The organism is Methylobacterium sp. Leaf399, from assembly GCF_001424525.1.
Lineage (GTDB): Bacteria > Pseudomonadota > Alphaproteobacteria > Rhizobiales > Beijerinckiaceae > Methylobacterium.
Map to the genome: position 1 here is coordinate 439136 of NZ_LMQK01000023.1, position 21390 is coordinate 460525.

The following is a 21390-nucleotide window of genomic DNA, read 5'->3' on the forward strand; positions in this document are numbered from 1 at the left end:
CCTACTTCCCGGCGGGCCTGCCCAGGACGTCGATGGGGTTGGTGCGCTGCTCGGGAGCCGGCTGGACCGGCGTCGTCCGGCTCGGCTTGCCCTTGACGCCGTCGGTGCCGGTGCCCTGGTTGCCGCTGGCCAGTTCGAGGCAGGTGACCATCTCGACGTAGCCCGGCGAACCGCCGAGCTGGGCCTGCTTGCCGCATTGGGTCTTGGCCGCCGGGGTGAACTCGCCCCACCGGCGCTTGACCTCGTCCCTCGCCTCCCGCTCGGAGCGCAGACAGCCGTCCCGGCTCTCCTTCTGCGTGCCGGTGCTGATCGACCCGGCCGAGCGGCAGGTGGCCTCGAGGTCGAGGTCGGGGGGCGCGCCCTGCGCATGCAGCGGCTGGGCGAGCGCGACGAGGACGGCGGCGCTCGTCAGGAGGCGGTGGAGGGTCATGGGCTGGCGGTCTCGCGAGAAGGGCCCTCCCCAACGCGCGAGGGGGGAATTCGATCGCGTCAGGATTGCAGCGCCGCGTCGAGATCGGAAAACAGGTCGTCGCCGTCCTCGATCCCCACCGAGAGCCGCAGCAGGTCCGGCGGGCACGGCGTGCCCGGCCCCTCGACGGACGCGCGGTGCTCGATCAGGCTCTCGACGCCACCGAGCGACGTCGCCCGCTTCCACAGCCGCACCCGCGCCGCCGCGGCGATGGCCGCCGCCTCGCCGCCCGCCACCCGGATCGAGAGCATGAAGCCGAAACCGCCCTGCATCTGCCGGGCGGCGACGGCGTGGCCGGGGTCGTCGGGCAGGCCCGGATAGAGCACCCCCGTGATGCGGGGATGGCGCGAGAACCGCTGCGCGAGATCGGCGGCCGTGGCCGATTGGGCCGCCACCCGCAGGGGCAGGGTGCGCAGGGAGCGCATCAGCAGGTAGGCCTCGAACGGCCCGAGGATCGCCCCGCCCCCCGAACGGATCGCCCCGATCCGCTCCCAGGTGGCGTCGCGGATGGCGGTGGCGAGCACCCCGGCGACAACGTCGGAATGGCCGTTGAGGATCTTGGTGGCCGAATGCATCACGATGTCGGCGCCGAGCGCCAGCGGCCGGGTGTGGATCGGCGAGGCGGCGGTGGAATCGATGGCCAGACGCGCCCCGGCTTCATGCGCGATGGCCGCGGCCGCGGCGATGTCGGTGATGGTCCAGAGCGGATTGCCGGGAGTCTCGATCCAGACGAGCCTGGTCCGGCCCGGCCGCATCGCCGCCCTGAGGGCATCGAGATCGTCCATGGCGACGGCGTCGATCTCGAGACCCCGCCGCGGCGCCTCGGCCATGAGCCAGCGGCGCAGGCCCCAGTACATCACGCGCGGCACCACCACGTGGTCGCCGGGTTCGAGGGCGCCGAACACCGCGGTGGCCGCGGCCATGCCGGAGCCGAACAGCATCGCGGCCGGCGCGCCCTCGAGCATCGCGACCACGGCTTCGCAGTCGCGCACCGTGGCGTTGTCGGGCCGGGCGTAGGAATAGCCCGAGCTGTAGCCGTTGTCGGGATCGCGCAGGAAGGTGGTGGAGACGTGGAGCGGCGCCACCACCGCCCGCGTCGCCGGGTCGACGGCGCCCATCGCCTGCGCGGCGAGGCTGCGCCGCGCCCACACCGGACGGCCGGCCTCGTCGGGCGGGTCGGACTGCGTCATGGTCGATGCTCCTGGCGAGGCGGTGTCGATCGGACTGTGTCGATCGGGCCTTGTCGATCGGGCCTTGTCGATCGGGACTTGCAGAACGGGATCGGGATCGCAAGCTCAGGCGTGACGCGCGGGCCCGCCCCGCCCCATCTGGAGAACCCGCGGTTCCATGACCACCGTCACGAGGGTGCCGAGCGCGCCGCCTCCCCTGTTTCCGCGCCTCGCCCTGGCGATCCTGCCGGTGACCGCCACCGCGGTGATCGGGTCGATGGCCACGACCCCCAACATCGAGGGCTGGTACGCCCACCTGCAGAAGCCGAGCTTCAACCCGCCGAACTGGGCGTTTCCGGTCGCCTGGACGATCCTCGACCTGATGATCGTCGCCTCGGCCTGGCGGCTGCTCGGGGCGCGGCCCCGCACCGGACCGACCTCGCGCGGCTGGTGGCTGGCGGTCGCCGCCTTCGCGGCGCAACTCGTCCTCAACGCCACCTGGACGCCGGTGTTCTTTTCGGCCCACGCCATGGGCGCGGGCCTCGTCGTGGTGGTGGCGCTGCTCGTGATGATCCTGTGGACGATCCGGGCGAGCTGGCGCTACGACCGGATCGCCGCCTGGCTGCTGGTGCCCTACGCCGCCTGGGTCGCCTTCGCGACCCTTCTCAACGCGGCGCTCTGGCAGCTCAACTGAGCGCGGGCCGCCGCCTCATCCCATTTCCGGTTGATCACTTCGTGATGCGGAAATGGGCTTCGCTCAGGCGCCGCGCGGGCTCGGTGATACGGTTCCCGCTTTTGATCCAAGCGGAAACCGTATCAGGCCGCCGAGATGTCGACCTGGATGTTGCCGCGGGTGGCGTGGGAATAGGGGCAGACCACGTCGGCGCGCTTGACGAGGTCGGCGGCGACCTCGGGGTCGACGCCGGGCAGGGTCGCCTTGAGGGTCACCACGAGGCCGAAACCGGCGCCGTCGTCGCGCTGGCCGATGCCGACGGTGGACTCGACCTTGGCGTTGTCGGAGATCTTCACCTTGTCCTTGGCCGCCACGAACTTGATCGCGCCGAGAAAGCAGGCGGCGTAGCCGGCCGCGAACAGCTGCTCGGGGTTGGTGCCGTTGCCGCCGCCGCCGCCGAGCTCCTTCGGAGTGGAGAGGCCAACGCTGAGCGCGCCGTTGTCGGTGGCCGCGGAGCCTTCGCGGCCGCCGGTGGCATGGGCGTGGGCGGTATAGAGAGCCTTCATGTCGATCTCCTGGTTGTGCGCGGGGGCCGGCTGTCGCGTGGGACGGTGGCGTCGGTAAAAGGCCCGAGGGCGGCCTGCCGTTCCGCGCCGATGCGGTGACCGGACGCGCCGACCGCCGCCTTGCCTCAGAACCAGATTGTGCGCAATCGAGTTTGTTGCAAGGGGGCGCGTGCGCTCCACCGCGACGGCGTGCCCGTGCCAGGGACGGGTACCGTGGAACTCCGAACCCGGGTCGACGACGCGCCGAGCGAAACGGCGAGCCGTACCGGTCACGCACCCTCCCCGTCTTTCCGGGGCGCCGCGCAGGCGAACCCGGAACCTGGGGCCGCCGACGCTAGCCGTCTTGTACGCATGTGGTGGTCCTGGATTCCGGGCCCTGCTCCCCAGACCGGAATGATGGGAGCGTGGCCGTCTCGGCCGCACGCGATGACAGTCCGCTGGGTTCGGAACTCTGACACGATCCCCAACGGCGATCGGGTGAACCCGATTGGCCCGAACGATCCCCGCCCCTGGATTGTGCCGCATGCCGGATATCCCTAAGGTCCGGAATGAATGCAAAAAATCGCGGCGACATCGCCCGGCGGAACGGCGGATCATGACGGGCCGGCACACCATCGCAACGGCGCAGGACGCCCCCGCCGAGGCGCCCCCGGCCGGGGATGCCCAGCGGCTCGACGCGCAGCTCTGCTTTGCGGTCTATTCCGCCGCCCACGCTTTCGGACGCGCCTATCGCGCCCTGCTGACGCGCCACGACCTCACGTATCCACAATACCTCGTCCTGATGGTGCTGTGGGAAAGCGAGGGGCTGACCGTCAAGGAGATCGGCAACCGCCTCTTCCTCGATTCCGGCACGCTGACGCCCCTCCTCAAGCGGATGGAGGCGTCCGGCCACGTCCGCCGGGCCCGCGACCGCACCGACGAGCGTCAGGTCAGCATCTTCCTGACCGCCAAGGGCAGGGAACTCGAGGGCCGGCTCGACTGCATTCCCGCCAAGGCCGGCGGGATGAGCGGGATGAGCCCGGAGGCACGCCGCGACCTTCTCGACCTGCTCGTCGGGTTGCGCGGCTCCCTGCACGGCAGCCTCGAGTCCGAAGACCCCTGAGGACGCCGCCCCGGACCATGAAAAAAGCCGCCTCCGATCGATCGGAGACGGCTTCGACGTCCGGTCTCTGCACGCTTGGTCTCGGCACGTCGGTCCGGATCGAATGTCCGGCCGACGCGTCGAGGGCGGCGCTTACTTCATGGTGGCGAGGTAGGCGATCACGTCGGCGACCTTCTTCTCGTCCTTGAGGCCGGCATAGACCATCTTGGTGCCCTTCACCTTGTTGGCGGCGGGGCCGATCAGCCACTCCTTGAGGGTGGCCTCGTCCCAGGTCAGGCCCGAATCCTTGAGAGCGGCCGAATAGCTGTAGCCCTCGACGGAGGCGGCCTTGCGGCCCACGACGCCGGTGAGGTTGGGGCCGACGCCGTTCTTGCCGAAAGCGTGGCAAGCCTTGCAGGCCACGAATGCCTTCTCACCGGAGGCGGCATCCTGCGCCTGAGCCGACAGGGGAAGGAGCAGCGCGAAGGCGGCGCCGAGAATGAGATGACGCATCGATGTATTCCTCCATGTGCGGCAACCGCCGCTTGCTTATGGCCGACCGGCTTATGGCAGAGCTTGCCCGTTTGGAACAGGTCGAAACTGAGAACGCGGACCACCGGGATCCGGCGCCTGCGGCGAAAGGAAGCCCTCGCCGCCCCACGCCCGAAGTCCGCACCCGCTCGATAACCCTTTGGCGCCCGACAGGTTCGCTCTCGATGACGATCGGGGCAAAACCGCCGCGCACTTTCGCGCAACCTGCTTTAGGATGCCGATCAAGGTTCGGCTTCGCCTCGCCCTCGGACGCCCCGTTCTAGCCGGGCGATGATGAGCGAATGCTGAAGGACGGACCGTCGAGGAGCCCCCGAGGAGAACGCCCGATGACGATCGCCTTCCCCGTTCCCGATGCCGCCATCCTCGCCCGCCGCGACGCCATCGTCACCGGCCTGCGGCCCCTGGTGGCGGCCGAGGCGCTGATCGTAACCGAGGACGAGCGCCGCGCCTTCGAGACCGACGGGCTCACCGCCTACCGCCAGATGCCGCTGGCCGTGGTGCTGCCCTCCACCACCGCCGAGGTCTCGGCGGTGATGGCCTATTGCCACGCCCAGGGCGTACCGGTGGTGGCGCGGGGCGCCGGCACCTCCCTGGCCGGCGGGGCGATCGCGCAGGCCGACGCGGTGATCCTGGGCGTGGCCAAGATGAACCGCATCCTCGATGTGGACTACGCCGACCGTACCGCGCGGGTGGAGGCGGGCATCACCAACCTCGCCATCTCGGGTGCGGTCTCCCACGAGGGCTTCTTCTACGCCCCCGATCCGTCGAGCCAGCTCGCCTGCACCATCGCCGGCAACATCGCGATGAACTCGGGCGGGGCGCATTGCCTCAAGTACGGGGTCACCACCAACAACCTGCTGGGCGTCACCCTCGTCACCCACGACGGCACCGTGGTGGAGATCGGCGGCGCTCACCTCGACGCCGCCGGCTACGACCTGCTGGGCCTGGTGTGCGGGTCGGAGGGGCAGCTCGGCATCGTCACCGAGGCCACCGTGCGCATCCTGCGCGGGCCCGAGGGCGCCCGCCCGGCCCTGTTCGGCTTCTCCTCGGTGGAGGACGCCGGCGCCTGCACCGCGGCGATCATCGCGGCGGGCATCATCCCGGTGGCGATGGAATACATGGACCGCGAGGCGATCCTGATCACCGAGGATTTCGCCCAGGCCGGCTACCCGCGCGATGCCGAGGCGATGCTGATCATCGAGGTCGAGGGCTCGGACACCGAGTGCACCGACATGCTCGCGCGCATCGTCGCGATCGCCCGGGGCTTCAACCCCACGAGCTTCAAGGTCTCGCAGAGCGAGGCCGAGAGTGCGGCGATCTGGAAGGGCCGCAAGTCCGCCTTCGGCGCCACCGGCCGGATCTCCGACTACATCTGCATGGACGGTACCATCCCCACCGGGCAGCTGCCGCTGGTGCTCGAGCGGATCGGCGCGATCTGCGCCGGCCACGGCCTGCGCGTCGCCAACGTGTTCCATGCCGGCGACGGCAACCTGCACCCGCTGATCCTGTTCGACATCAACACGCCCGGCGAACTCCAGAAGGCGGAGGCCGCGGGCGACGCGATCCTCAAGCTCTGCGTCGAGGTCGGCGGTTGCCTCACCGGCGAGCACGGGGTCGGCATCGAGAAGCGCGACCTGATGCGGTTCCAGTACACCCAGGCCGACCTCGACCAGCAGATGCGGGTCAAGAACGTGTTCGACCCGCGCTGGCTGATGAACCCCGCCAAGGTGTTTCCCCTCGACAATCGCGTCGCGGCCTGAGCGGAAACGAAAAAGGCCCCGCGAAGGGATCGCGAGCGATCCGGTGGCGGGGCCGAGTGGTGGGACGGAGATCGGAAAGCTGTTGAGACTTGATCGCCGGCCGCTGTCGAAGCGCGCACCTTGGGAAGGAAGAGCACTCTGACGGGGATAATCGTTCCGCAGGCTATCCGTTCCGGCCGCAGTGCGACATCCGCTAAATCCCTTCGCGGGGGACGATTGCGCATCATGGTCAATATTTGCGGTGGACGGTGAGGCCGGCCCCTCTTTCCGGCGGCGGCGGCGAGGTCTTCCTGGCGTTCCTCAGGCTCGGGCTCACCGCCTTCGGCGGGCCGATCGCGCATCTGGGCTACTTCCGCACCGAGTTCGTGGAGCGCCGGCGCTGGCTCGACGAAGCGGCCTATGCCGATCTCGTGGCCCTGTGCCAGTTCCTGCCCGGCCCGGCCTCGAGCCAGGTCGGCCTCGCCATCGGCCTCCTGCGCGCCGGCCCGCTCGGGGCGCTGGCGGCCTTCACCGCCTTCACCCTCCCCTCGGCGCTGCTGCTGATCGCCTTCGCCTACGGGCTGACGGCACTCGGCGCGGGCCTCGGCGGCGGCTGGCTGCATGGCTTGAAGGCGGTGACCGTGGCGGTGGTGGCCCAGGCCGTGCTCGGGATGGCCCGCACCCTCGCCCCCGACCGGACGCGGGCGACGCTGGCCGTGGCGGCCATGATCCTCGCCCTGGCGCTGCCGGGGACGACGGGCCAGATCGGCGCCATCCTGCTCGGCGCCGCCCTCGGGTTCTTCCTGCCCGGCGCATCTCTCCTGCCCGGCGCCTCCCTCCTGCCTAGCACGCCGCCGGCGGCCACTGCGGAAGCGACCCGGACGCGCCTGAGCCGGACCACCGGGCTTGTCTCCCTCGGCCTCTACGCCCTCCTCCTGGCCGGGCTGCCCCTCGCCGCCGCCGCCGTCCCGAGCCAGGGCCTGTCCCTCGTCGATGCGTTCTACCGGGCCGGCGCCCTGGTGTTCGGCGGCGGCCACGTGGTGCTGCCCCTCCTCCAGGGCGCGGTGGTGCCGCCGGGCTGGATGAGCAACGACACCTTCCTGGCCGGCTACGGCGCCGCCCAGGCCGTGCCCGGCCCGCTGTTCACGTTCGCCGCCTATCTCGGCGCGGCGATGGGGCCGCAGCCCAACGGCTGGATCGGTGGCCTCCTGTGCCTCGGCGCGATCTTCCTGCCGGCGGTGCTGCTGGTGTTCGGCGCCCTGCCCTTCTGGGAGTCTCTACGGACCCGGCCGCTGGCGCGCCGCATCCTGGCAGGCGTCAACGCGGCCGTGGTGGGCGTGCTGCTCGCCGCCCTCTACGACCCGGTCTGGACCGGCGGCATCCGTGGGCCCGCCGACGTCGCGCTGGCGGCGAGCGCGTACCTCGCCCTCGTCGTGTGGCGGGCGCCGCCCTGGCTGGTGGTGATCGGCGGGGCCTTGGCGGGAGCGGGGGTGGGATGACGGCGGGCGAGGCCGCTCACGCCTCCACGCCGAACGGAATGCAGCGGAACGCGCCGTAGTCGCGCCGTGCCAGCCGTTCGGCGAGGGCGGGCAGGAACAGGTCGGCCTCCTGCGCCAGGCGCCAGGGCGGGTTGATCACGATGAGCCCGTTGCCGTTGAGCCGGGTCGGGTCGGGTTCGGACACCATCAGGTCGAGGCGCAGGGCGGGACGGGCGAGCGCGCGGTGGAGGTCGGCGACCATCCGGTCGACGAGGACCACGTCCTTGATCGGGTACCAGGCGAGGTAGGTGCCGGTCGGCCACTTGGCGACCGCCTTGAGGAGGGCCGCGCCGAGGCGGTCGATCTCGCCGAGTTCCTCGTAGGGCGGGTCGATCAGCACCACGCCGCGCCGCTCCGGCGGCGGGACCATGGCGTTGAGTGCCGTCCAGCCGTCGAGATGCATCACCTTGGTGCGTGAATCCTGGTTGTAGCGCGCCCGCAGCACCTCGGCGTCGGCGGGGTGCAACTCGACGAACACGCCCTGGTCGCCGGGCCGCAGGAACTCGCGGATCAGGGCGGGCGAGCCGGGATAGACCGACCCGCCGTGGCGGGCCTTCACCGCCGCCACCGCCGCCCGGTAGGGGGCGAGCAGGGCCTCGACCTCGCCTGAGAACGGCGCGTCGAGGCGGCCCCAGCCGTCGTGCCACTCGCCGGTGCGTCCGGCCTCGTCGCCGGTCAGGTCGTAGAAGCCCAGCCCCGCATGGGTGTCGATGGCCCGAAACGCGGTGGATTTGGCCTGGAGATGCACCAGCACCCGCGTCAGCACGAGGTGCTTGAGCACATCCGCGAAATTGCCGGCGTGGAAGGCGTGGCGGTAGTTCATGCGCCTACCGCGCCGCCTCGATCGTCACCTCGCCGGCCCGGCAGTTCCGGCGGGCGACCTCGGGGCACGGCGTGAAATCGCGAAGGTCCTTCGAGAAGCAGATGCGGACCTCCTGCAGCCGGCCGCGGGTGCAGGTGACGGACATCATGTCCGGGCGCAGGCCGCGGTTGGCCGCCACGAACTGGCGGGCGACCTCGATGGGGGCGGCGCGCCGCTCCTCGTTGGCGCTCTTGAAGGCGTCGGGGATGGTGACGGCCAGGCGCGCCTGCTTCGCCGCCTGGAAGTAGGCGGTCGGGTCGAGGCCCGAGCAGGTACCGTGCTTGCGCCACTCGTGCCGGGCCAGCCCCTCCGAGGGATAGACCTCGCCGGCGGCCTCGATCGCCTGGCGGGTCGGCGCGCGCACCACGCTCGAACAATCGGACGGGTAGCCGCGGGCGTATTGCGGCCACAGGCCGTGGACGACGAAGCCGAGGCCGCGCCCCGGCCGGCACTGGCCGTCGCCGTCCCGGCGCCCTCCCGTGCCCTCGCAATAGGCCGGCGACCACGACAGGGCGAGGACATAGAAGTCGAACGTGCCCGGCGTGCCGCCGCGGTCCTCGTTGAAGCCGCCGCCGAACCCCTGCGCCAGCGCCGGCCCCGTCAGGAGGACGGCTGCGGCCAGCGCGACGAGGCGCCTCAAGGCCGGGCTTCGCGGCAGGCGGTGGCGTAGGCGAAGGCGAGGTTGCGGTCGAGGCCGTGGACGCAGAACTCGACGCCGAAGCCCGCCCCGATCAGGCCGAGCCCCTCGCGCACCGAATAATCGACCTTGCGGCGGACTCCATCCGAGGTGGTGGCCACCGCCGAGCAGAACCGGCGCGGGTAAGTGTCGAGGCCCCAGGGCCGCCAGGCGGTACGCTCGACCCGGTCGTAGGACACGATGGTGAGCGAGGAGTTCCAGAACTTCGCCTCCTTCTCGGCGAACTGGGTCGCGACCTTCTCCAGGACGGCGGTGTCCTGGCAGCCGGGAATGTCGCCGTCGAAGGGAAACAGCCGCTCCTCGGCCGGGGTGATCTCCTCGCGGGCCGAGCGGGCGAGGGCCGGCTGGAGCGCGCCGGCCAGGGTCAGGCCGAGGGCGAAGGCGGTGAGAAGGGGATTCGGGCGCATGCCGGCGTCGTCCGCTGGAGGGCTTTTTCGGTTCCCCGGGACGATGGTCCCTACCGCCCCGCTGTCAAGCGCACGGCGGCGGGGCACCGCGTTTTGGCGACGGCCTGGGGTTTGGCGGGCACAGTGCGGCCATGGCACCACCGGGCATCGCCGTGACGGGCGCGAATCCGGGCAGCGGGGCTATTCCTTGATCGCGAAGCGCTGGCGGAACTCCACCGGGCCGCCGTTGTGGCTCAGATCGACCCGGTACTGACCGGGCGGCCAGCCGGTGTCGGGCTTGCTGACGCTGGACGAGACCAACGGACTCGCCCCCAGCGGGATCGCGACCGACGCGATCGTGAAGTTCGGCGGGGCGGCGGCGCCCGTCTTCTCCGCGACCCAGGTCGCCGTGAGGGTGTCGCCGGGCTTCACGCCGCGCACCTCGACGGCCACCAGGATCTTTGGGGTATCGCGGGCGAAGACCGCCTGAGGCGGAACGTCGCCGTCGCCCGGGAAGGTCATGGCCTGCGCGACGTGGGCGGAGGGGGTCGCGGCTGCGGGGGAAGCCCCCGCCGGGGCCGGTGCCGGTGGCGCCGCAGCCGCGACGACCGCCGCCGGCGCGCTGTCGCACCGCCGCAGCGACTCGTAGCCCTGCGGGAAGCCGGCGAGGTTGAAGTCCGCGTCGGCGCCGTCCAGCTTCAGGATCATCGTCTTGGCGGCCAGGAGGTTCGGCACGATGGTGGCCGGCAGCTCCGCGGTCAGGGTCTGGCCATCGCCCGTCCAGGCGGACTTCGCGATGGCGGTCGTCTTGTCGAGGACGAGGGGGACCCGGATCTTCTCGTTCTTGTCCCAGGTCCAGTGCTCGTAGACGAACGTCATCACGACCTTGTCGCCCGCCAGGGCGAAGACCAAGGCGTTCCCGGCGTTGTCGTCGGCCGGGTCCTTGTAGGACTTGCTCATCATGCAGGCCGGGCCGCGCGCCGCGCGCTCGATCTCCCAGCCCCCGGCCTTCTCGAAGGGGATTTCGCCCGCCGCCAGCGCCGGGCCGGCGAACAGGGCGAGGGCGGTGGCGGCGGCGACACGGCCGGACGCCCCGGTCGGGTTCGTCTTGGCCAACTCAACCGTCTTGGCCAACTCAACCGTCTTGGCCGACCGAGGTGACACCCGATGTCCCCGGGCGCCTGCCGTCTTCAACATCGCAAAGCTCCTGCTCGAAGCTTCAGCCATGCTTGAAACACGGAATCACCGTCAACGCACGAAGCGGGGCATGGACAATCCGATCGCCGGAATCCGTGGGATCGGCACGGATTGTCCGTCCGAACCGCGCCTGGAGGGCCTTATCTCTAGTAGATCGGCCCCGGCATCGCGCCGGGCGCGGCGAGCGGCAGCGGCTCGGCGAAGCCCGGGGCTGGTTCCTCGTAGGCGGCGATGGCCGGACGGCGCGGGGCCGGCGCGCGCGGCGGTGCGGCGGCGTAGGCCGACGGAGCCACGGGCGCGCGGGCGACCGGGTTGGGCGCGCGCGGCGCCTGCCGGGAGGACATCGGGCTGGCGCCGTAGGGGTCGTCCTCCTCGAGGTCGACCGGTCCCTGGGGCGGCGCCGGCTGGTAGGCCGGGGCGGGGCGGCGCGTGGCGGGGCGGACGCTGCCGTCGGCGCTCAGCTGCGGCTCGAACTTGAGGATCGGCTTGCAGACCCGGCGCAGGCCGCGCGGGTCGTGGCGGGCGAGATCCACGTGGATGTGGTCGTAGTGGAACATGTCCGAACCCGGCGCCAGCACGGTCGAGAAGCGCTGGCAGGCCCCGTAGAAGACCTCGCGCAGGAACCCCTGTTCGGCCTGCGTGCCGCGCCAGCCGCCCTTGACGGTGATGACGTAGCCGTCGGCGAGCTTGAACGACATGATGTCGAGCGCATTGCCGAACGAATGCTCGGAGAGCTTGGCGCCGACCTGGTTGTTGCGGCCGCGGCAGGCGTAGGAGCCGGCGTTGATCTCGGCCACCGGCTGCCCGAAGTACAGGCTGGCGGCGGGCTGGATGGTGTCGGCGAGCCAGGCCTCGGCCTCGGCGATCGCCGGGCAGGCCAGCGTCATGCGCTGCTTGAGCGCCACCGAGCCCTTGCCCAGCCGCGTCACCCGGAACGGCTGCTGCATGCCGCAGGTGCCCGGCCCCTCGATCGCCTTGGCGGGGGTGACGAACTCGGTCTGTTCCACGAGCTTCTTGGCGAGGCAGGCCTGTTCGGCCTGGTCGCGCCAGGGCTCGCGCTGCTCGAACTTGTTGAGCGCACAGCCGGTGAGCCCCGCGCCAGACAGCGCAAGGGCGGAAAACGCGAGAACGCTACGCCACATGACGGAGACAATGCGAGCGATCGCGTAAACGGGGCGTCAACGCTGACAGCCGGTCGCCGCGCTGCCTGTGGACGGCTGTTGACAGATCGTGCGCGGCGCAACACGGGAGGGGCCATGCTGTCCCTCGTCGATCTGCGCACCCGCATCGCCTCCGGCGCCCTCTCGCCGCAGGCCGCCGTCGCCCTGTGCCAGGAGGCGATCGCCGCCCGCGAAGCGGAGGTCGGCGCTTTGGTGCGCCACCTGCCCGATCCGGTGGTGGCCGCCTCCGGCCCGCTGGCCGGCATCGCGGTGGGGATCAAGGACATCATCGACACCGCCGACATGCCCACCGAGATGGGCTCGGCCATCTACGCCGGCTGGCGGCCCAAGGCCGATGCCGCCATCGTCTCGCGGCTGCGCGCGCTCGGCGCCGTTCCGCTCGCCAAGACCACCACCTGCCCCTTCGCCGGCCTCGACCCGACCGGCACCCGCAACCCGCGCGACCTGCGCCATACCCCCGGCGGCTCCTCGGCCGGCTCGGCGGCGGCGGTGGCCGCCGGCATGCTGCCCCTGGCACTGGGCACCCAGACCGGCGGCTCGGTGATCCGCCCGGCCGCCTATTGCGGGATCGCGGCGGTCAAGCCGTCGTTCCGGCTGCTGCCGATGGTCGGCGTCAAGACCTTCTCCTGGGCGCTCGATACGCTCGGCCTGTTCGGGGCCGGCGTGCGCGACGTCGCCCATGCCTTGGCGCTCCTGGCCGACCGCCCCGAGATCGATCTCCCGCAAGCCCCCGGCGCGCCGCGCATCGGCGTGGTGCGCCAGGCGTTCGCCGGCACCGCCGAGGCGGACGCCTACGACGCCCTCGCCGCGGCCGTGCGCGCCGCCGAGGCCGCCGGGGCGAGCGTGCGCGACCTGGCCCTGCCGGATGTCCTGGCGGAGGCCTTCGCCGCCCACGGGATCGTGCAGGATGTCGAGGCGCGTCAGGCGCTGGCCTGGGAATACGCCCACCATCGCGCCGCCCTGGGGCCGATGCTGGGGCCGCAGCTCGATGCGGCGCAAGGGATCGGCGCCGCCGACTACGACCGGGCCCGCCGCAGCGCCCATCGCGGCCGGCGCGCCCTCAAGGACGTGTTCGGCGAGGTCGACGTGCTGCTCACCCTCTCCGCGCCGGGCCGCGCCCCGGCCGGGTTGACCAGCACCGGCGCCTCCACCTTCAATCGCCTCTGGACCCTGATGGGCGTGCCCTGCGTCACCGTCCCGGTGCCGGGGCCGGGCCTGCCGCTCGGCGTCCAGGTCATAGCCCGCTTCGGCGACGACGGCCGGGCGCTGTCGGCGGCGGCGATGATCGAGGCGGCGCTGGCCGCCTGACCGCGGGGCGGTCCGGGGAAGGAGCACCATGTCCGCCGAGACCCTCCTCGCCTTTGCCGGGACCTGCTTCCTGATCGAGGTGACGCCGGGGCCGAACATGGCCTATCTCGCCGTGCTGAGCGCGGGCAGCGGGCGGCGGGCCGGGTTCGCCGCCACCGCCGGAATCGCCCTGGGGCTCCTGGCGGTGGGGTCGGCGGCCGCCTTCGGCCTCGCCTCGCTGATCGCCGGTTCGCCCCTCGCCTACGAGGCCCTGCGCTGGGGCGGTGTCGCCTACCTGCTGTGGCTGGCCTGGGACGGCTGGCGCGACGCCGAGACCTCGGCGGTCGAGACCGAAGCCCCGTTGGCGGACATCCGCTATTTCCGCCGCGGCCTCGTGACGAACCTCCTCAATCCGAAGGCGGCGGTGTTCTACGTCGCGGTGCTCCCGAGCTTCGTCGACGCAGGCGCACCGGTCCTGCGCCAGACCCTGGTCCTGTCCGTCGTCTATGTCGCCATCGCCACCGCCATCCACGCCGGCATCGTCGCCCTGGCGGGGATCGCCCGGCCGTTCCTCGAAGACCCGGCCCGCAACCGCGTCCTGCGGCGCACCCTGTCCCTCGCGCTCGCCGCGATCGCCCTCTGGTTCGCCTACAGCACGCGACGCTGACCGGGCCTTTCGCGATGCCGGATGAGGCAAGCGCCGCCCCCCGAAGCGGGTGCCGTTTTCGGGGCGGATGGCATAGATCGACCCCTCCCGCGTCCCGCTGCCGGGGCGCCTCCCCTCTCGCCGGATGGACCGGATCTCCGATGCCACCCTGGAAACGCGCCGTCGCCCGGGCCTTCGACCGCGCCGAGGACTACGAATCCGCCGCGGCGATCCAGCCCGTGGCCGCCGCCGGCCTCGCCCGCTCCATCGCGGCCGAGACCCTCGCACCGGCCCCGCGCGTCCTCGAGATCGGCTGCGGCACCGGCCTCCTGACGCGGGCCTTGCGGGAAACGCTGCCGGATGCCGCGATGGTGGTGTCCGACATCGCCCCCGCCATGGTCGCGCGCTGCCGCACCCGCATGGGCCAGGGGTTCGCGGGGCGCTTCCTCGTGATGGACGCCGAAGCGCCGTGCCTCTCGCCCGGCTTCGACCTCGTCGCCTCCAACCTCGCCGCGCAATGGTTCGAGGATCTGCCCGCGACCCTGGCGGGGCTCGCGGGCCTCCTCGCCCCCGGCGGCCTCCTGGCGGTGACGACGCTGGCCGCCGGCACCTTTCGCGAGTGGGCCGATGCGCATGCGGCGGTCGGCCTGGTGCCGGGAACGCCGGCCTATCCCGAGGTGTCGGAACTGCGCGCAATGTCGTTCGCCGGCTGCACCACCCGCGTGAGCGTCGCCCCCCTCGTCGAGGCCCATGGGGACGGCCGCGCCTTCCTGCGGTCGTTGCGCGCCATCGGCGCCGGTACGCCGGCCGGACGCCGCGCCCTCTCGCCGGGCGCTTTGCGAAGGGTGTTGCAGGTCTTCGAGGCGGGCGGCGCCAGCGTCACCTATGCGGTCGCCGCCTGCCTGATCCGGCGGGACTGAGCGGAACCGGCCTGCGACGACTTTCCTGTGAAGAAATATTCCTTCCTCGGATTGACCGGCGACAACCGGCGGGCTTAGGGTTTCGGCGACGGCAGCGAGCCGGTGTTCGAAAAAAAAAGCCCCCTCCCGATGTGCGGCATCGTCGGCCTCTTTCTCAAGGACCCGGACCTGGAGCCGCGGCTCGGCGCCCTGATGGCGGGCATGCTCGGCACCATGACCGACCGCGGCCCCGACAGCGCCGGTTTCGCGGTCTACGGCGCCCCGGCGGAGGGCGCCAAGATCACGCTTCGCGGTCCCGATGCCGCCGGCCTGGAGGCGGCTGTCGCCGCCCTGCAGGCAGCCCTCGGCCTCACCCTCGCATCGCAGGCGCGCGACACCCACACGGTGCTGGTGGCACCGGAGGGGCGGGAGGGCGAGATCAGGGCCTGGCTCGCCGCCCATCCGGGCATCGACGTGGTCGGCTCGGGGCAACGCATGGAGATCTACAAGGAGGTCGGCCTGCCGGCCGAGGTCGCGCGGCGGTTCTCCCTGTCGGCGATGGCGGGCACCCACGGCATCGGCCACACCCGCATGGCCACCGAGAGCGCGGTGACGACGAACGGTGCCCACCCCTTCTCCACCGGCCCGGACCAGTGCCTCGTCCACAACGGCTCGCTCTCCAACCACAACGCCCTGCGCCGGAGCCTGCGCCGCGAGGGCCTGACCTTCGCCACCGACAACGACTCCGAGGTGGCGGCCGGCTATCTGACCTGGCGGATGCGCGAGGGCGCTTCGCTGAAAGGGGCCCTGGAGGCGAGCCTGTCGGACCTCGACGGGTTCTTCACCTTCGTGGTGGGCACGCAGGACGGGTTCGCGGTGCTGCGCGACCCCATCGCCTGCAAGCCAGCGATCATGGCCGAGACCGACGCCTGGGTCGCCTTCGGCTCCGAATACCGGGCGTTGGTCGGCCTGCCCGGCATCGAGGGCGCCCGCGTGTTCGAGCCCGAGCCCGCCACCGTCTATGCCTGGGAGCGAGGGTGAGGAATGAGCAGGATGGAACCCAAAAACCGCGCCTCACTTTTTGGCATCCTGCTCTGATGCCCCTGGTGAACTTGCGCGAAACGACGCTGCGCGACCTCAACCGCAGCCTCCACGCACTGCCTCCCGACACCAACGAGACGCATTGGACCGTGCGCCACCCCGACGGCCGCCACGCCGTCGCGGCCGGCCTCGACCGGGCCATCGCCGTCGAGATCGAGGGGCACGTCGGCTATTACTGCGCGGGCATGAACGCCCTGGCGCAGGTGGTCGTCCACGGCAACGCCGGGGTCGGGGTCGCCGAGAACATGATGTCGGGCCGCGTCCACGTGCGCGGCGATGCCAGCCAGGCGGCCGGCGCCACCGCGCACGGCGGACTGCTGGTGGTGGACGGCAACGCCGCGGCCCGCTGCGGCATCTCGATGAAGGGCGTCGACATCGTCGTGAAGGGCTCGGTCGGCCACATGTCGGCCTTCATGGCGCAGTCGGGCACCCTGACGGTGCTGGGGGACGCGGGCGAGGCGCTGGGCGATTCGCTCTACGAGGCCCGGCTCTACGTGCGCGGCGCGGTGACGAGCCTCGGGGCCGATTGCATCGAGAAGGCGATGCGCGACGAGCACCGGGCGGAGCTCGCCGGAAAGCTGGCCGCGGCGGGGCTCGCGGGCGAGGTCGATCCGGCCGAATTCCGCCGCTACGGCTCGGCCAGGCGCCTCTACCACTTCACCGTCGACAACGCGGGAGCCTATTGATGAGCGAGCCGCCCCGCACCCGGCCGCGCCTGTCGGCGACCTTCACCCCCGACGTGATGGCCGAGATCCGCCGCGCGGCGGCCACCGGCATCTACGACATCCGCGGAGCGGGGGCCAAGCGCAAGCTGCCGCATTTCGACGACCTGCTGTTCCTCGGCGCCTCCATGAGCCGCTATCCCCTGGAGGGCTACCGCGAGCGCTGCGACACGCAGGTGGTGATGGGCGCGCGTTTCGCCGAGAACCCCATCACCCTGAAGACGCCGATCACCATCGCCGGCATGAGCTTCGGCTCGCTCTCGGGCCAGGCCAAGGAGGCCTTGGGGCGCGGCGCGACCCTGGCGGGCACCACCACCACCACCGGCGACGGCGGCATGACCGACGAGGAGCGCGGCCACTCGCAGACACTCGTCTACCAGTACCTGCCGTCGCGCTACGGCATGAACCCGGTGGACCTGCGCCGGGCCGACGCCATCGAGATCGTCATCGGCCAGGGCGCCAAGCCCGGCGGCGGCGGCATGCTGCTCGGCCAGAAGATCACCGACCGGGTGGCGGGCATGCGCAACCTGCCGCCGGGCATCGACCAGCGTTCCGCCTGCCGCCACCCGGACTGGACCGGGCCGGACGATCTCGCCATCAAGATCGAGGAACTGCGCGAGATCACCGACTGGCGGACGCCGATCTACGTCAAGGTCGGCGCGAGCCGGCCCTATTACGACACGGCGCTGGCGGCCAAGGCCGGGGCCGACGTGGTGGTGCTCGACGGCATGCAGGGCGGCACCGCCGCGACCCAGGACGTCTTCATCGAGAACGTCGGCCTGCCCATCCTCGCCGCCATCCGCCCGGCGGTGGAGGCGCTGCAGGACCTCGGCCTCCACCGCACGGTGCAGCTCGTGGTCTCGGGCGGCATCCGCTCGGGCGCGGACGTGGCCAAGGCCCTGGCGCTGGGCGCCGACGCCGTGGCGATCGGCACCGCCGCCCTCATCGCGCTGGGCGACAACGACCCGGCCTACGAGGACGAATACCGGGCGCTCGGCACCACCGCCGGCGCCTACGACGACTGGCACGAGGGCAACGACCCGGCCGGGATCACGACGCAGCGCCCCGAGCTCGCCAGCCGCCTCGACCCGGTGCTCGGCGGCCGGCGGCTCGCCAACTACCTCGCGGTGATGACGCTGGAGGCCCAGACCATCGCCCGCGCCTGCGGCAAGAGCCACCTCCACAACCTCGAACCGGAGGACCTGGTGGCGCTGACCATCGAAGCGGCGGCGATGGCACGGGTCCCGCTTGCGGGGACGGACTGGGTGCCGGGCAGGGGGTTCTAGAACCCTCCGCTTCTGCGGGGGAGGGTCGATGCGCCTGGATCAGGAGAGGACATTGCGATGACGCCGGACCTCGAAGCCGTCGCCCGGGAGCGGGGCATCCGCTATTTCCTGATCTCCTACACCGACCTGTTCGGCACCCAGCGCGCCAAGCTGGTGCCGGCCAGCGCCATCGGGGGGATGATGCGGGACGGGGCGGGGTTCGCCGGCTTCGCCTCCTGGCTCGACATGACGCCGGCCGACCCGGACGTCTTCGCGAGGCCCGACCCGGACGGGCTGATCCAGCTGCCCTGGAAGCCGGAGGTCGGCTGGCTGCCCGCCGACCTGTCCATGGCGGGCGAGGCCGTCGCGCAGGGGCCGCGCAACCTCCTCAAGGCCCTGGTCGCCCGGGCGGCCGAGGACGGCCTGCGCATGAAGACCGGCGTCGAATGCGAGTTCTTCCTGATCACGCCTGACGGCCTGTCGCCCGCCGACACCGCCGACCGCCAGGCCAAGCCCTGCTACGACCAATCGGCCCTGATGCGCCGCTACGACGTCATCACCGAGATCTGCGACGCCATGCTGTCGCTCGGCTGGGCGCCCTACCAGAACGACCACGAGGACGCCAACGGCCAGTTCGAGATGAACTGGGCCTACGACGACGCCCTCGTCACCGCCGACCGGCACGCCTTCTTCAAGTTCATGGCCCGCTCCATCGCGGAGAAGCACGGCCTGCGCGCCACCTTCATGCCGAAACCCTTCGCGGACCTGACGGGCTCGGGCTGCCACGCCCATGTCTCGCTCTGGCGCGGGGACACCAACGTCTTCTCCGATCCGGACCGTGCGCTCGGCCTGTCGCAGGTGGGCACCCACTTCATCGGCGGCGTGATGCATGCGGCCCAGGGGCTCGCGGCACTGACCAACCCCACCGTGAATTCCTACAAGCGGCTGAATGCGGCGACCACGACCTCCGGCTCGACCTGGTCGCCCAACACCGTGACCTACGGCGGCAACAACCGCACCCACATGATCCGCATCCCCGACGGCGGCCGCTTCGAGTTCCGCCTCGCCGACGGGGCCGCCAACCCCTACCTGCTCCAGGCGGGGCTGCTGGCCGCCGGCCTCGACGGGATGCGCCGCGCGCGCGACCCGGGCCCGCCGCTCGACATCAACATGTACACCCACGGCCATACCCTGGAGGGGGTGGCGCGGCTGCCGCTCAACCTCCTCGACGCCCTGCGGGCGCTGGCGTCCGACCCGGTCCTGTGCGAGGCGCTCGGGCCGTTCGTGCCGTCCTACGTCAAGCTCAAGACCCAGGAATGGGAGGCCTACGCCCGCCACCTGACCCAGTGGGAGCGCGACACCACCCTCGACTGCTGACGCCCTTCGCCCGGCCGGGACCGCTCAGCGCTTCTGGTTGCCCCACCGGTCGAAGATCTCGCGGCGGTCGCGCGCGCCACCGTCGGGACGCGCGAACGGTCGCTGCGCCCGGAACCGGTCCCTGTCGCGGGACTCCAGCCGCGCCGCACCGCATCGGGAGATCGAACAGGCGAAGCGCACCCCCGGATTGGAAGCCCGGTAGCAGGCCTGGCCGGCCCAGCCCGACATGCCCTGCCAGCCGTAGCAGCGCATGCAGGTCTGGCCATAGGGAGCCTCGTTGCAGTTGGGCGCGGCCGAAGCCGTGGAGGCCGCCAGGATGCCGACGGTAGCCAGCAGGATGGCCAGCACCATGGCCAAGTCGGCGCGTTTCGCTCGCATGATCGGTCCTCCCAGTCACGGGGCCCGGCGTCGCGGCGCAAAGGGACCGGACCGTGCCGACATCCTCCTGCCTGAAGCCCCGGCATGGCCGCCAGGCGCGATCCGTGTATTCGGCGGTCAATTCCGAGATTTCGCCGGCACGGATTCAATATCGGTATCAGCAAAAATCATGCGCTCGTTGTCGCAGCGGCGCAAACGATTTCGCGGGGCACCGGCAAAAACAAGATTGTCTTCGCGAGGGACAGGAAGGAGGCTGCCGGGACGGCTGTGAGGCCCCTAACCGCCGGCCTTGGTGTCCTCGCCCGCCCCCTCGACGGTGCAGGACACCGCCTGGACGGCGGCGTTGGCGGCGGCGCGCTGGCTGGGCAGGTCGGCGATCACCCGGACCACGACGAACCCCCTGGTGTTGGGCGCGACCACCCGCACGTCGCGGCTGACCTCGTTCTCGTCCTCGTTGGCCAAGGCCTCGTCGAACTGGCGCCGGGTCAGGATCACGAGGTCGAGGGCGCCGCGCACCGCCGCCTGGTCGGTGACGGCATAGAAGGCGCCCCGGCGCCCGTGGACCGCCACGGACATCATCAGCGGCCCGGTGCGCGCCGCCACCCGCAGGGGCCCGTCGGCGAGGTCGTAGGGGCACAGCCCCACCGCCACCACGGGATCGGGGATCGGCAGCCACGCCTCGGCCGCCGGCGGCGTGTCGCCGGTGGCGAGGGCGAAGATCCGCATGCCGCCCTCGCCGCCCTGGCCGGCACGCGCCCGCGACAGCGCGTCGGATTCCGACAGGCTCGGGATCGCCAGCACCACGACGATGTGGACGAGCCCGGCCAGCACCAGGCCGCAGGCGGTGGCGAGCCACAGGCGGCCGCGCCGGCTCATGCCGAAATCCTCGCCGATATCCTCGCCGGTGTCGCCCCCGGAGGGCTTTCTCGCGCTCACGGACGGCACCCCGTCCGGCGGATCTCGGGCAGGGCCGACCGGTCGAGGGTGCCCGCGCTGGCGGCCACGGGGGTGTCGTAGAGGCGCAGCGCCAGGCGCACCGGCCCGCTCGCACGCGGCATCGGCAGCCAGTTGCCGGGCTGGACCTCCGGCGCCAGGGCGATGACGAAGTGGCCGTCCGCCTCGCGCAGGATCTCGGTGGAGGTGAAGCCTTCGCGCAGGAGCGGAGCATCGGCGGGCCTCGGCCCGCGCCCGGCCACCGTCAGCGTCCAGGCGCGGGCCGGGGGGGTGGTGCCGGCCACGGCGTAGGTGCAGCCGGCGTCGATGGCGCGGCCGTCGGCGTCCTGCGAGGCGGTGAGGAGCAGGCCCTCGCCGACGCCCAGCGGGATCTCGCCGCGCCGCGCGTTCACCGCCCGGGTGTAGGGATCGGCGCCCACCGCCCCGGCCCGGGGCCATGCGGTCCAGGACCCGGCCACGACCCCGCCGAAGGGATAGCCGCCGCGGGTGGCGTAATCGGCGCTGGCAAGGCCCAGCCCCGCCCCCAGCGCCAAGGCGTAGACGAACAGGCCGACGTTCGAGGTCCGGCGCAGGAGGGAGCGGGCGCGTTCGGCCAGCGGCCGGCCACGCCCCGCGATCGTGGCCATCTCAGCCAGCCTGCTCACCAACGGC

General features: G+C 71.9%; 23 protein-coding genes. 11 read left to right on the plus strand and 12 right to left on the minus strand.

The window, feature by feature from the left end; genetic code table 11:
• Position 1 precedes the first annotated feature (1 nt).
• Positions 2 to 430, minus strand: coding sequence for a hypothetical protein (locus tag ASG40_RS13085; RefSeq protein WP_055886233.1), 429 nt, complete (start codon positions 428 to 430; stop codon positions 2 to 4).
• 59 nt (positions 431 to 489) lie between these two features.
• Positions 490 to 1659 carry a trans-sulfuration enzyme family protein gene (locus ASG40_RS13090; protein ID WP_055886235.1) on the minus strand — a complete coding sequence of 390 codons (1170 nt, stop codon included), beginning with the start codon at positions 1657 to 1659 and terminating at the stop codon, positions 490 to 492.
• Between the two features lie 157 nt (positions 1660 to 1816).
• On the opposite strand from ASG40_RS13090, the gene ASG40_RS13095 reads away from it, so the two are divergent.
• Complete coding sequence (locus ASG40_RS13095; protein WP_055886239.1) at positions 1817 to 2332, plus strand: TspO/MBR family protein; 516 nt, start codon at positions 1817 to 1819, stop codon at positions 2330 to 2332.
• A 122-nt stretch (positions 2333 to 2454) separates the two neighbouring features.
• Here ASG40_RS13095 and ASG40_RS13100 read toward each other — a convergent pair whose 3' ends face one another.
• Positions 2455 to 2877: an organic hydroperoxide resistance protein gene (locus tag ASG40_RS13100; protein WP_055886241.1), complete on the minus strand. Its 423-nt coding sequence runs from the start codon at positions 2875 to 2877 to the stop codon at positions 2455 to 2457.
• A gap of 595 nt (positions 2878 to 3472) precedes the next feature.
• Here ASG40_RS13100 and ASG40_RS13105 point away from each other — a divergent pair.
• Entirely contained in the window at positions 3473 to 3979 is a 507-nt protein-coding gene (locus ASG40_RS13105; protein WP_082524054.1) for a MarR family winged helix-turn-helix transcriptional regulator, read from the plus strand.
• 132 nt (positions 3980 to 4111) lie between these two features.
• On the opposite strand, the gene ASG40_RS13110 is transcribed toward ASG40_RS13105, so the two are convergent.
• Positions 4112 to 4471, minus strand: coding sequence for a c-type cytochrome (locus ASG40_RS13110; RefSeq protein WP_055886245.1), 360 nt, complete (start codon positions 4469 to 4471; stop codon positions 4112 to 4114).
• A 365-nt stretch (positions 4472 to 4836) separates the two neighbouring features.
• On the opposite strand from ASG40_RS13110, the gene ASG40_RS13115 reads away from it, so the two are divergent.
• Both ASG40_RS13115 and chrA read left to right on the plus strand, forming a co-directional pair.
• Positions 4837 to 6270: an FAD-linked oxidase C-terminal domain-containing protein gene (locus ASG40_RS13115; protein WP_055886247.1), complete on the plus strand. Its 1434-nt coding sequence runs from the start codon at positions 4837 to 4839 to the stop codon at positions 6268 to 6270.
• Between the two features lie 248 nt (positions 6271 to 6518).
• Positions 6519 to 7748 (plus strand): chromate efflux transporter, encoded by a 1230-nt coding sequence (gene chrA / locus ASG40_RS13120; protein WP_200944262.1) that lies wholly within the window; start codon positions 6519 to 6521, stop codon positions 7746 to 7748.
• A 16-nt stretch (positions 7749 to 7764) separates the two neighbouring features.
• Here chrA and ASG40_RS13125 read toward each other — a convergent pair whose 3' ends face one another.
• The 5 genes from ASG40_RS13125 to ASG40_RS13145 form a co-directional block, all read right to left on the minus strand.
• Positions 7765 to 8610, minus strand: coding sequence for a 23S rRNA (adenine(2030)-N(6))-methyltransferase RlmJ (locus ASG40_RS13125; RefSeq protein ID WP_055886252.1), 846 nt, complete (start codon positions 8608 to 8610; stop codon positions 7765 to 7767).
• Positions 8611 to 8614: 4 nt separating this feature from the next.
• Positions 8615 to 9289, minus strand: coding sequence for a ribonuclease T2 family protein (locus tag ASG40_RS13130; RefSeq protein ID WP_055886255.1), 675 nt, complete (start codon positions 9287 to 9289; stop codon positions 8615 to 8617).
• Positions 9286 to 9753, minus strand: a complete 468-nt coding sequence (locus tag ASG40_RS13135) for a hypothetical protein (protein ID WP_055886259.1) — start codon at positions 9751 to 9753, stop codon at positions 9286 to 9288. Before ASG40_RS13135 ends, ASG40_RS13130 begins: the two co-directional genes overlap by 4 nt.
• A 180-nt stretch (positions 9754 to 9933) precedes the next feature.
• The gene (locus tag ASG40_RS13140; RefSeq protein ID WP_156387709.1) at positions 9934 to 10866 is read right to left on the minus strand and encodes a hypothetical protein; all 933 of its coding nucleotides are present in this window, start codon (positions 10864 to 10866) and stop codon (positions 9934 to 9936) included.
• 209 nt (positions 10867 to 11075) lie between these two features.
• The gene (locus ASG40_RS13145) at positions 11076 to 12071 is read right to left on the minus strand and encodes an extensin-like domain-containing protein (RefSeq protein WP_055886262.1); all 996 of its coding nucleotides are present in this window, start codon (positions 12069 to 12071) and stop codon (positions 11076 to 11078) included.
• 114 nt (positions 12072 to 12185) lie between these two features.
• On the opposite strand from ASG40_RS13145, the gene ASG40_RS13150 reads away from it, so the two are divergent.
• From ASG40_RS13150 to glnT, 7 genes are all read left to right on the plus strand, one after another.
• Complete coding sequence (locus tag ASG40_RS13150) at positions 12186 to 13418, plus strand: amidase (protein ID WP_055886265.1); 1233 nt, start codon at positions 12186 to 12188, stop codon at positions 13416 to 13418.
• 28 nt (positions 13419 to 13446) lie between these two features.
• A complete protein-coding gene (locus ASG40_RS13155) occupies positions 13447 to 14064 on the plus strand; it encodes a LysE family translocator (RefSeq protein ID WP_055886268.1) in 618 nt (205 codons plus the stop codon).
• Between the two features lie 140 nt (positions 14065 to 14204).
• Positions 14205 to 14963, plus strand: coding sequence for a methyltransferase domain-containing protein (locus tag ASG40_RS13160; protein WP_055886271.1), 759 nt, complete (start codon positions 14205 to 14207; stop codon positions 14961 to 14963).
• A 129-nt stretch (positions 14964 to 15092) separates the two neighbouring features.
• The gene (locus ASG40_RS13165) at positions 15093 to 15983 is read left to right on the plus strand and encodes a class II glutamine amidotransferase (RefSeq protein ID WP_055886273.1); all 891 of its coding nucleotides are present in this window, start codon (positions 15093 to 15095) and stop codon (positions 15981 to 15983) included.
• Positions 15984 to 16039: 56 nt separating this feature from the next.
• Entirely contained in the window at positions 16040 to 16729 is a 690-nt protein-coding gene (locus ASG40_RS13170; RefSeq protein WP_055886276.1) for a protein glxC, read from the plus strand.
• Positions 16729 to 18051: an FMN-binding glutamate synthase family protein gene (locus tag ASG40_RS13175; RefSeq protein WP_055886279.1), complete on the plus strand. Its 1323-nt coding sequence runs from the start codon at positions 16729 to 16731 to the stop codon at positions 18049 to 18051. The genes ASG40_RS13170 and ASG40_RS13175 overlap by 1 nt, the downstream gene beginning before the upstream one ends.
• Positions 18052 to 18108: 57 nt before the next feature.
• Positions 18109 to 19407, plus strand: coding sequence for a type III glutamate--ammonia ligase (gene glnT, locus ASG40_RS13180; protein ID WP_055886281.1), 1299 nt, complete (start codon positions 18109 to 18111; stop codon positions 19405 to 19407).
• Between the two features lie 24 nt (positions 19408 to 19431).
• On the opposite strand, the gene ASG40_RS13185 is transcribed toward glnT, so the two are convergent.
• From ASG40_RS13185 to ASG40_RS13195, 3 genes are all read right to left on the minus strand, one after another.
• Complete coding sequence (locus ASG40_RS13185; RefSeq protein ID WP_156387710.1) at positions 19432 to 19785, minus strand: hypothetical protein; 354 nt, start codon at positions 19783 to 19785, stop codon at positions 19432 to 19434.
• Positions 19786 to 20061: 276 nt separating this feature from the next.
• Complete coding sequence (locus ASG40_RS13190; RefSeq protein WP_055886487.1) at positions 20062 to 20661, minus strand: DUF1254 domain-containing protein; 600 nt, start codon at positions 20659 to 20661, stop codon at positions 20062 to 20064.
• Positions 20662 to 20717: 56 nt separating this feature from the next.
• Positions 20718 to 21365 (minus strand): DUF1214 domain-containing protein, encoded by a 648-nt coding sequence (locus tag ASG40_RS13195; protein ID WP_055886286.1) that lies wholly within the window; start codon positions 21363 to 21365, stop codon positions 20718 to 20720.
• Positions 21366 to 21390: the final 25 nt, after the last annotated feature.

Coding starts and splice junctions, on each gene's coding strand:
- ASG40_RS13095 (WP_055886239.1), top strand. CDS start 1,817: ATGACCACCGTCACGAGGGTGCCGAGCGCGCCGCCTCCCCTGTTTCCG.
- ASG40_RS13170 (WP_055886276.1), top strand. CDS start 16,040: ATGCCCCTGGTGAACTTGCGCGAAACGACGCTGCGCGACCTCAACCGC.
- ASG40_RS13115 (WP_055886247.1), top strand. CDS start 4,837: ATGACGATCGCCTTCCCCGTTCCCGATGCCGCCATCCTCGCCCGCCGC.
- ASG40_RS13100 (WP_055886241.1), bottom strand. CDS start 2,877: ATGAAGGCTCTCTATACCGCCCACGCCCATGCCACCGGCGGCCGCGAA.
- ASG40_RS13160 (WP_055886271.1), top strand. CDS start 14,205: ATGCCACCCTGGAAACGCGCCGTCGCCCGGGCCTTCGACCGCGCCGAG.
- ASG40_RS13090 (WP_055886235.1), bottom strand. CDS start 1,659: ATGACGCAGTCCGACCCGCCCGACGAGGCCGGCCGTCCGGTGTGGGCG.
- ASG40_RS13185 (WP_156387710.1), bottom strand. CDS start 19,785: ATGCGAGCGAAACGCGCCGACTTGGCCATGGTGCTGGCCATCCTGCTG.
- ASG40_RS13155 (WP_055886268.1), top strand. CDS start 13,447: ATGTCCGCCGAGACCCTCCTCGCCTTTGCCGGGACCTGCTTCCTGATC.
- ASG40_RS13175 (WP_055886279.1), top strand. CDS start 16,729: ATGAGCGAGCCGCCCCGCACCCGGCCGCGCCTGTCGGCGACCTTCACC.
- glnT (WP_055886281.1), top strand. CDS start 18,109: ATGACGCCGGACCTCGAAGCCGTCGCCCGGGAGCGGGGCATCCGCTAT.
- ASG40_RS13145 (WP_055886262.1), bottom strand. CDS start 12,071: ATGTGGCGTAGCGTTCTCGCGTTTTCCGCCCTTGCGCTGTCTGGCGCG.
- ASG40_RS13190 (WP_055886487.1), bottom strand. CDS start 20,661: ATGAGCCGGCGCGGCCGCCTGTGGCTCGCCACCGCCTGCGGCCTGGTG.
- ASG40_RS13195 (WP_055886286.1), bottom strand. CDS start 21,365: ATGGCCACGATCGCGGGGCGTGGCCGGCCGCTGGCCGAACGCGCCCGC.
- ASG40_RS13125 (WP_055886252.1), bottom strand. CDS start 8,610: ATGAACTACCGCCACGCCTTCCACGCCGGCAATTTCGCGGATGTGCTC.
- ASG40_RS13105 (WP_082524054.1), top strand. CDS start 3,473: ATGACGGGCCGGCACACCATCGCAACGGCGCAGGACGCCCCCGCCGAG.
- ASG40_RS13150 (WP_055886265.1), top strand. CDS start 12,186: ATGCTGTCCCTCGTCGATCTGCGCACCCGCATCGCCTCCGGCGCCCTC.
- ASG40_RS13135 (WP_055886259.1), bottom strand. CDS start 9,753: ATGCGCCCGAATCCCCTTCTCACCGCCTTCGCCCTCGGCCTGACCCTG.
- ASG40_RS13085 (WP_055886233.1), bottom strand. CDS start 430: ATGACCCTCCACCGCCTCCTGACGAGCGCCGCCGTCCTCGTCGCGCTC.
- ASG40_RS13165 (WP_055886273.1), top strand. CDS start 15,093: ATGTGCGGCATCGTCGGCCTCTTTCTCAAGGACCCGGACCTGGAGCCG.
- ASG40_RS13110 (WP_055886245.1), bottom strand. CDS start 4,471: ATGCGTCATCTCATTCTCGGCGCCGCCTTCGCGCTGCTCCTTCCCCTG.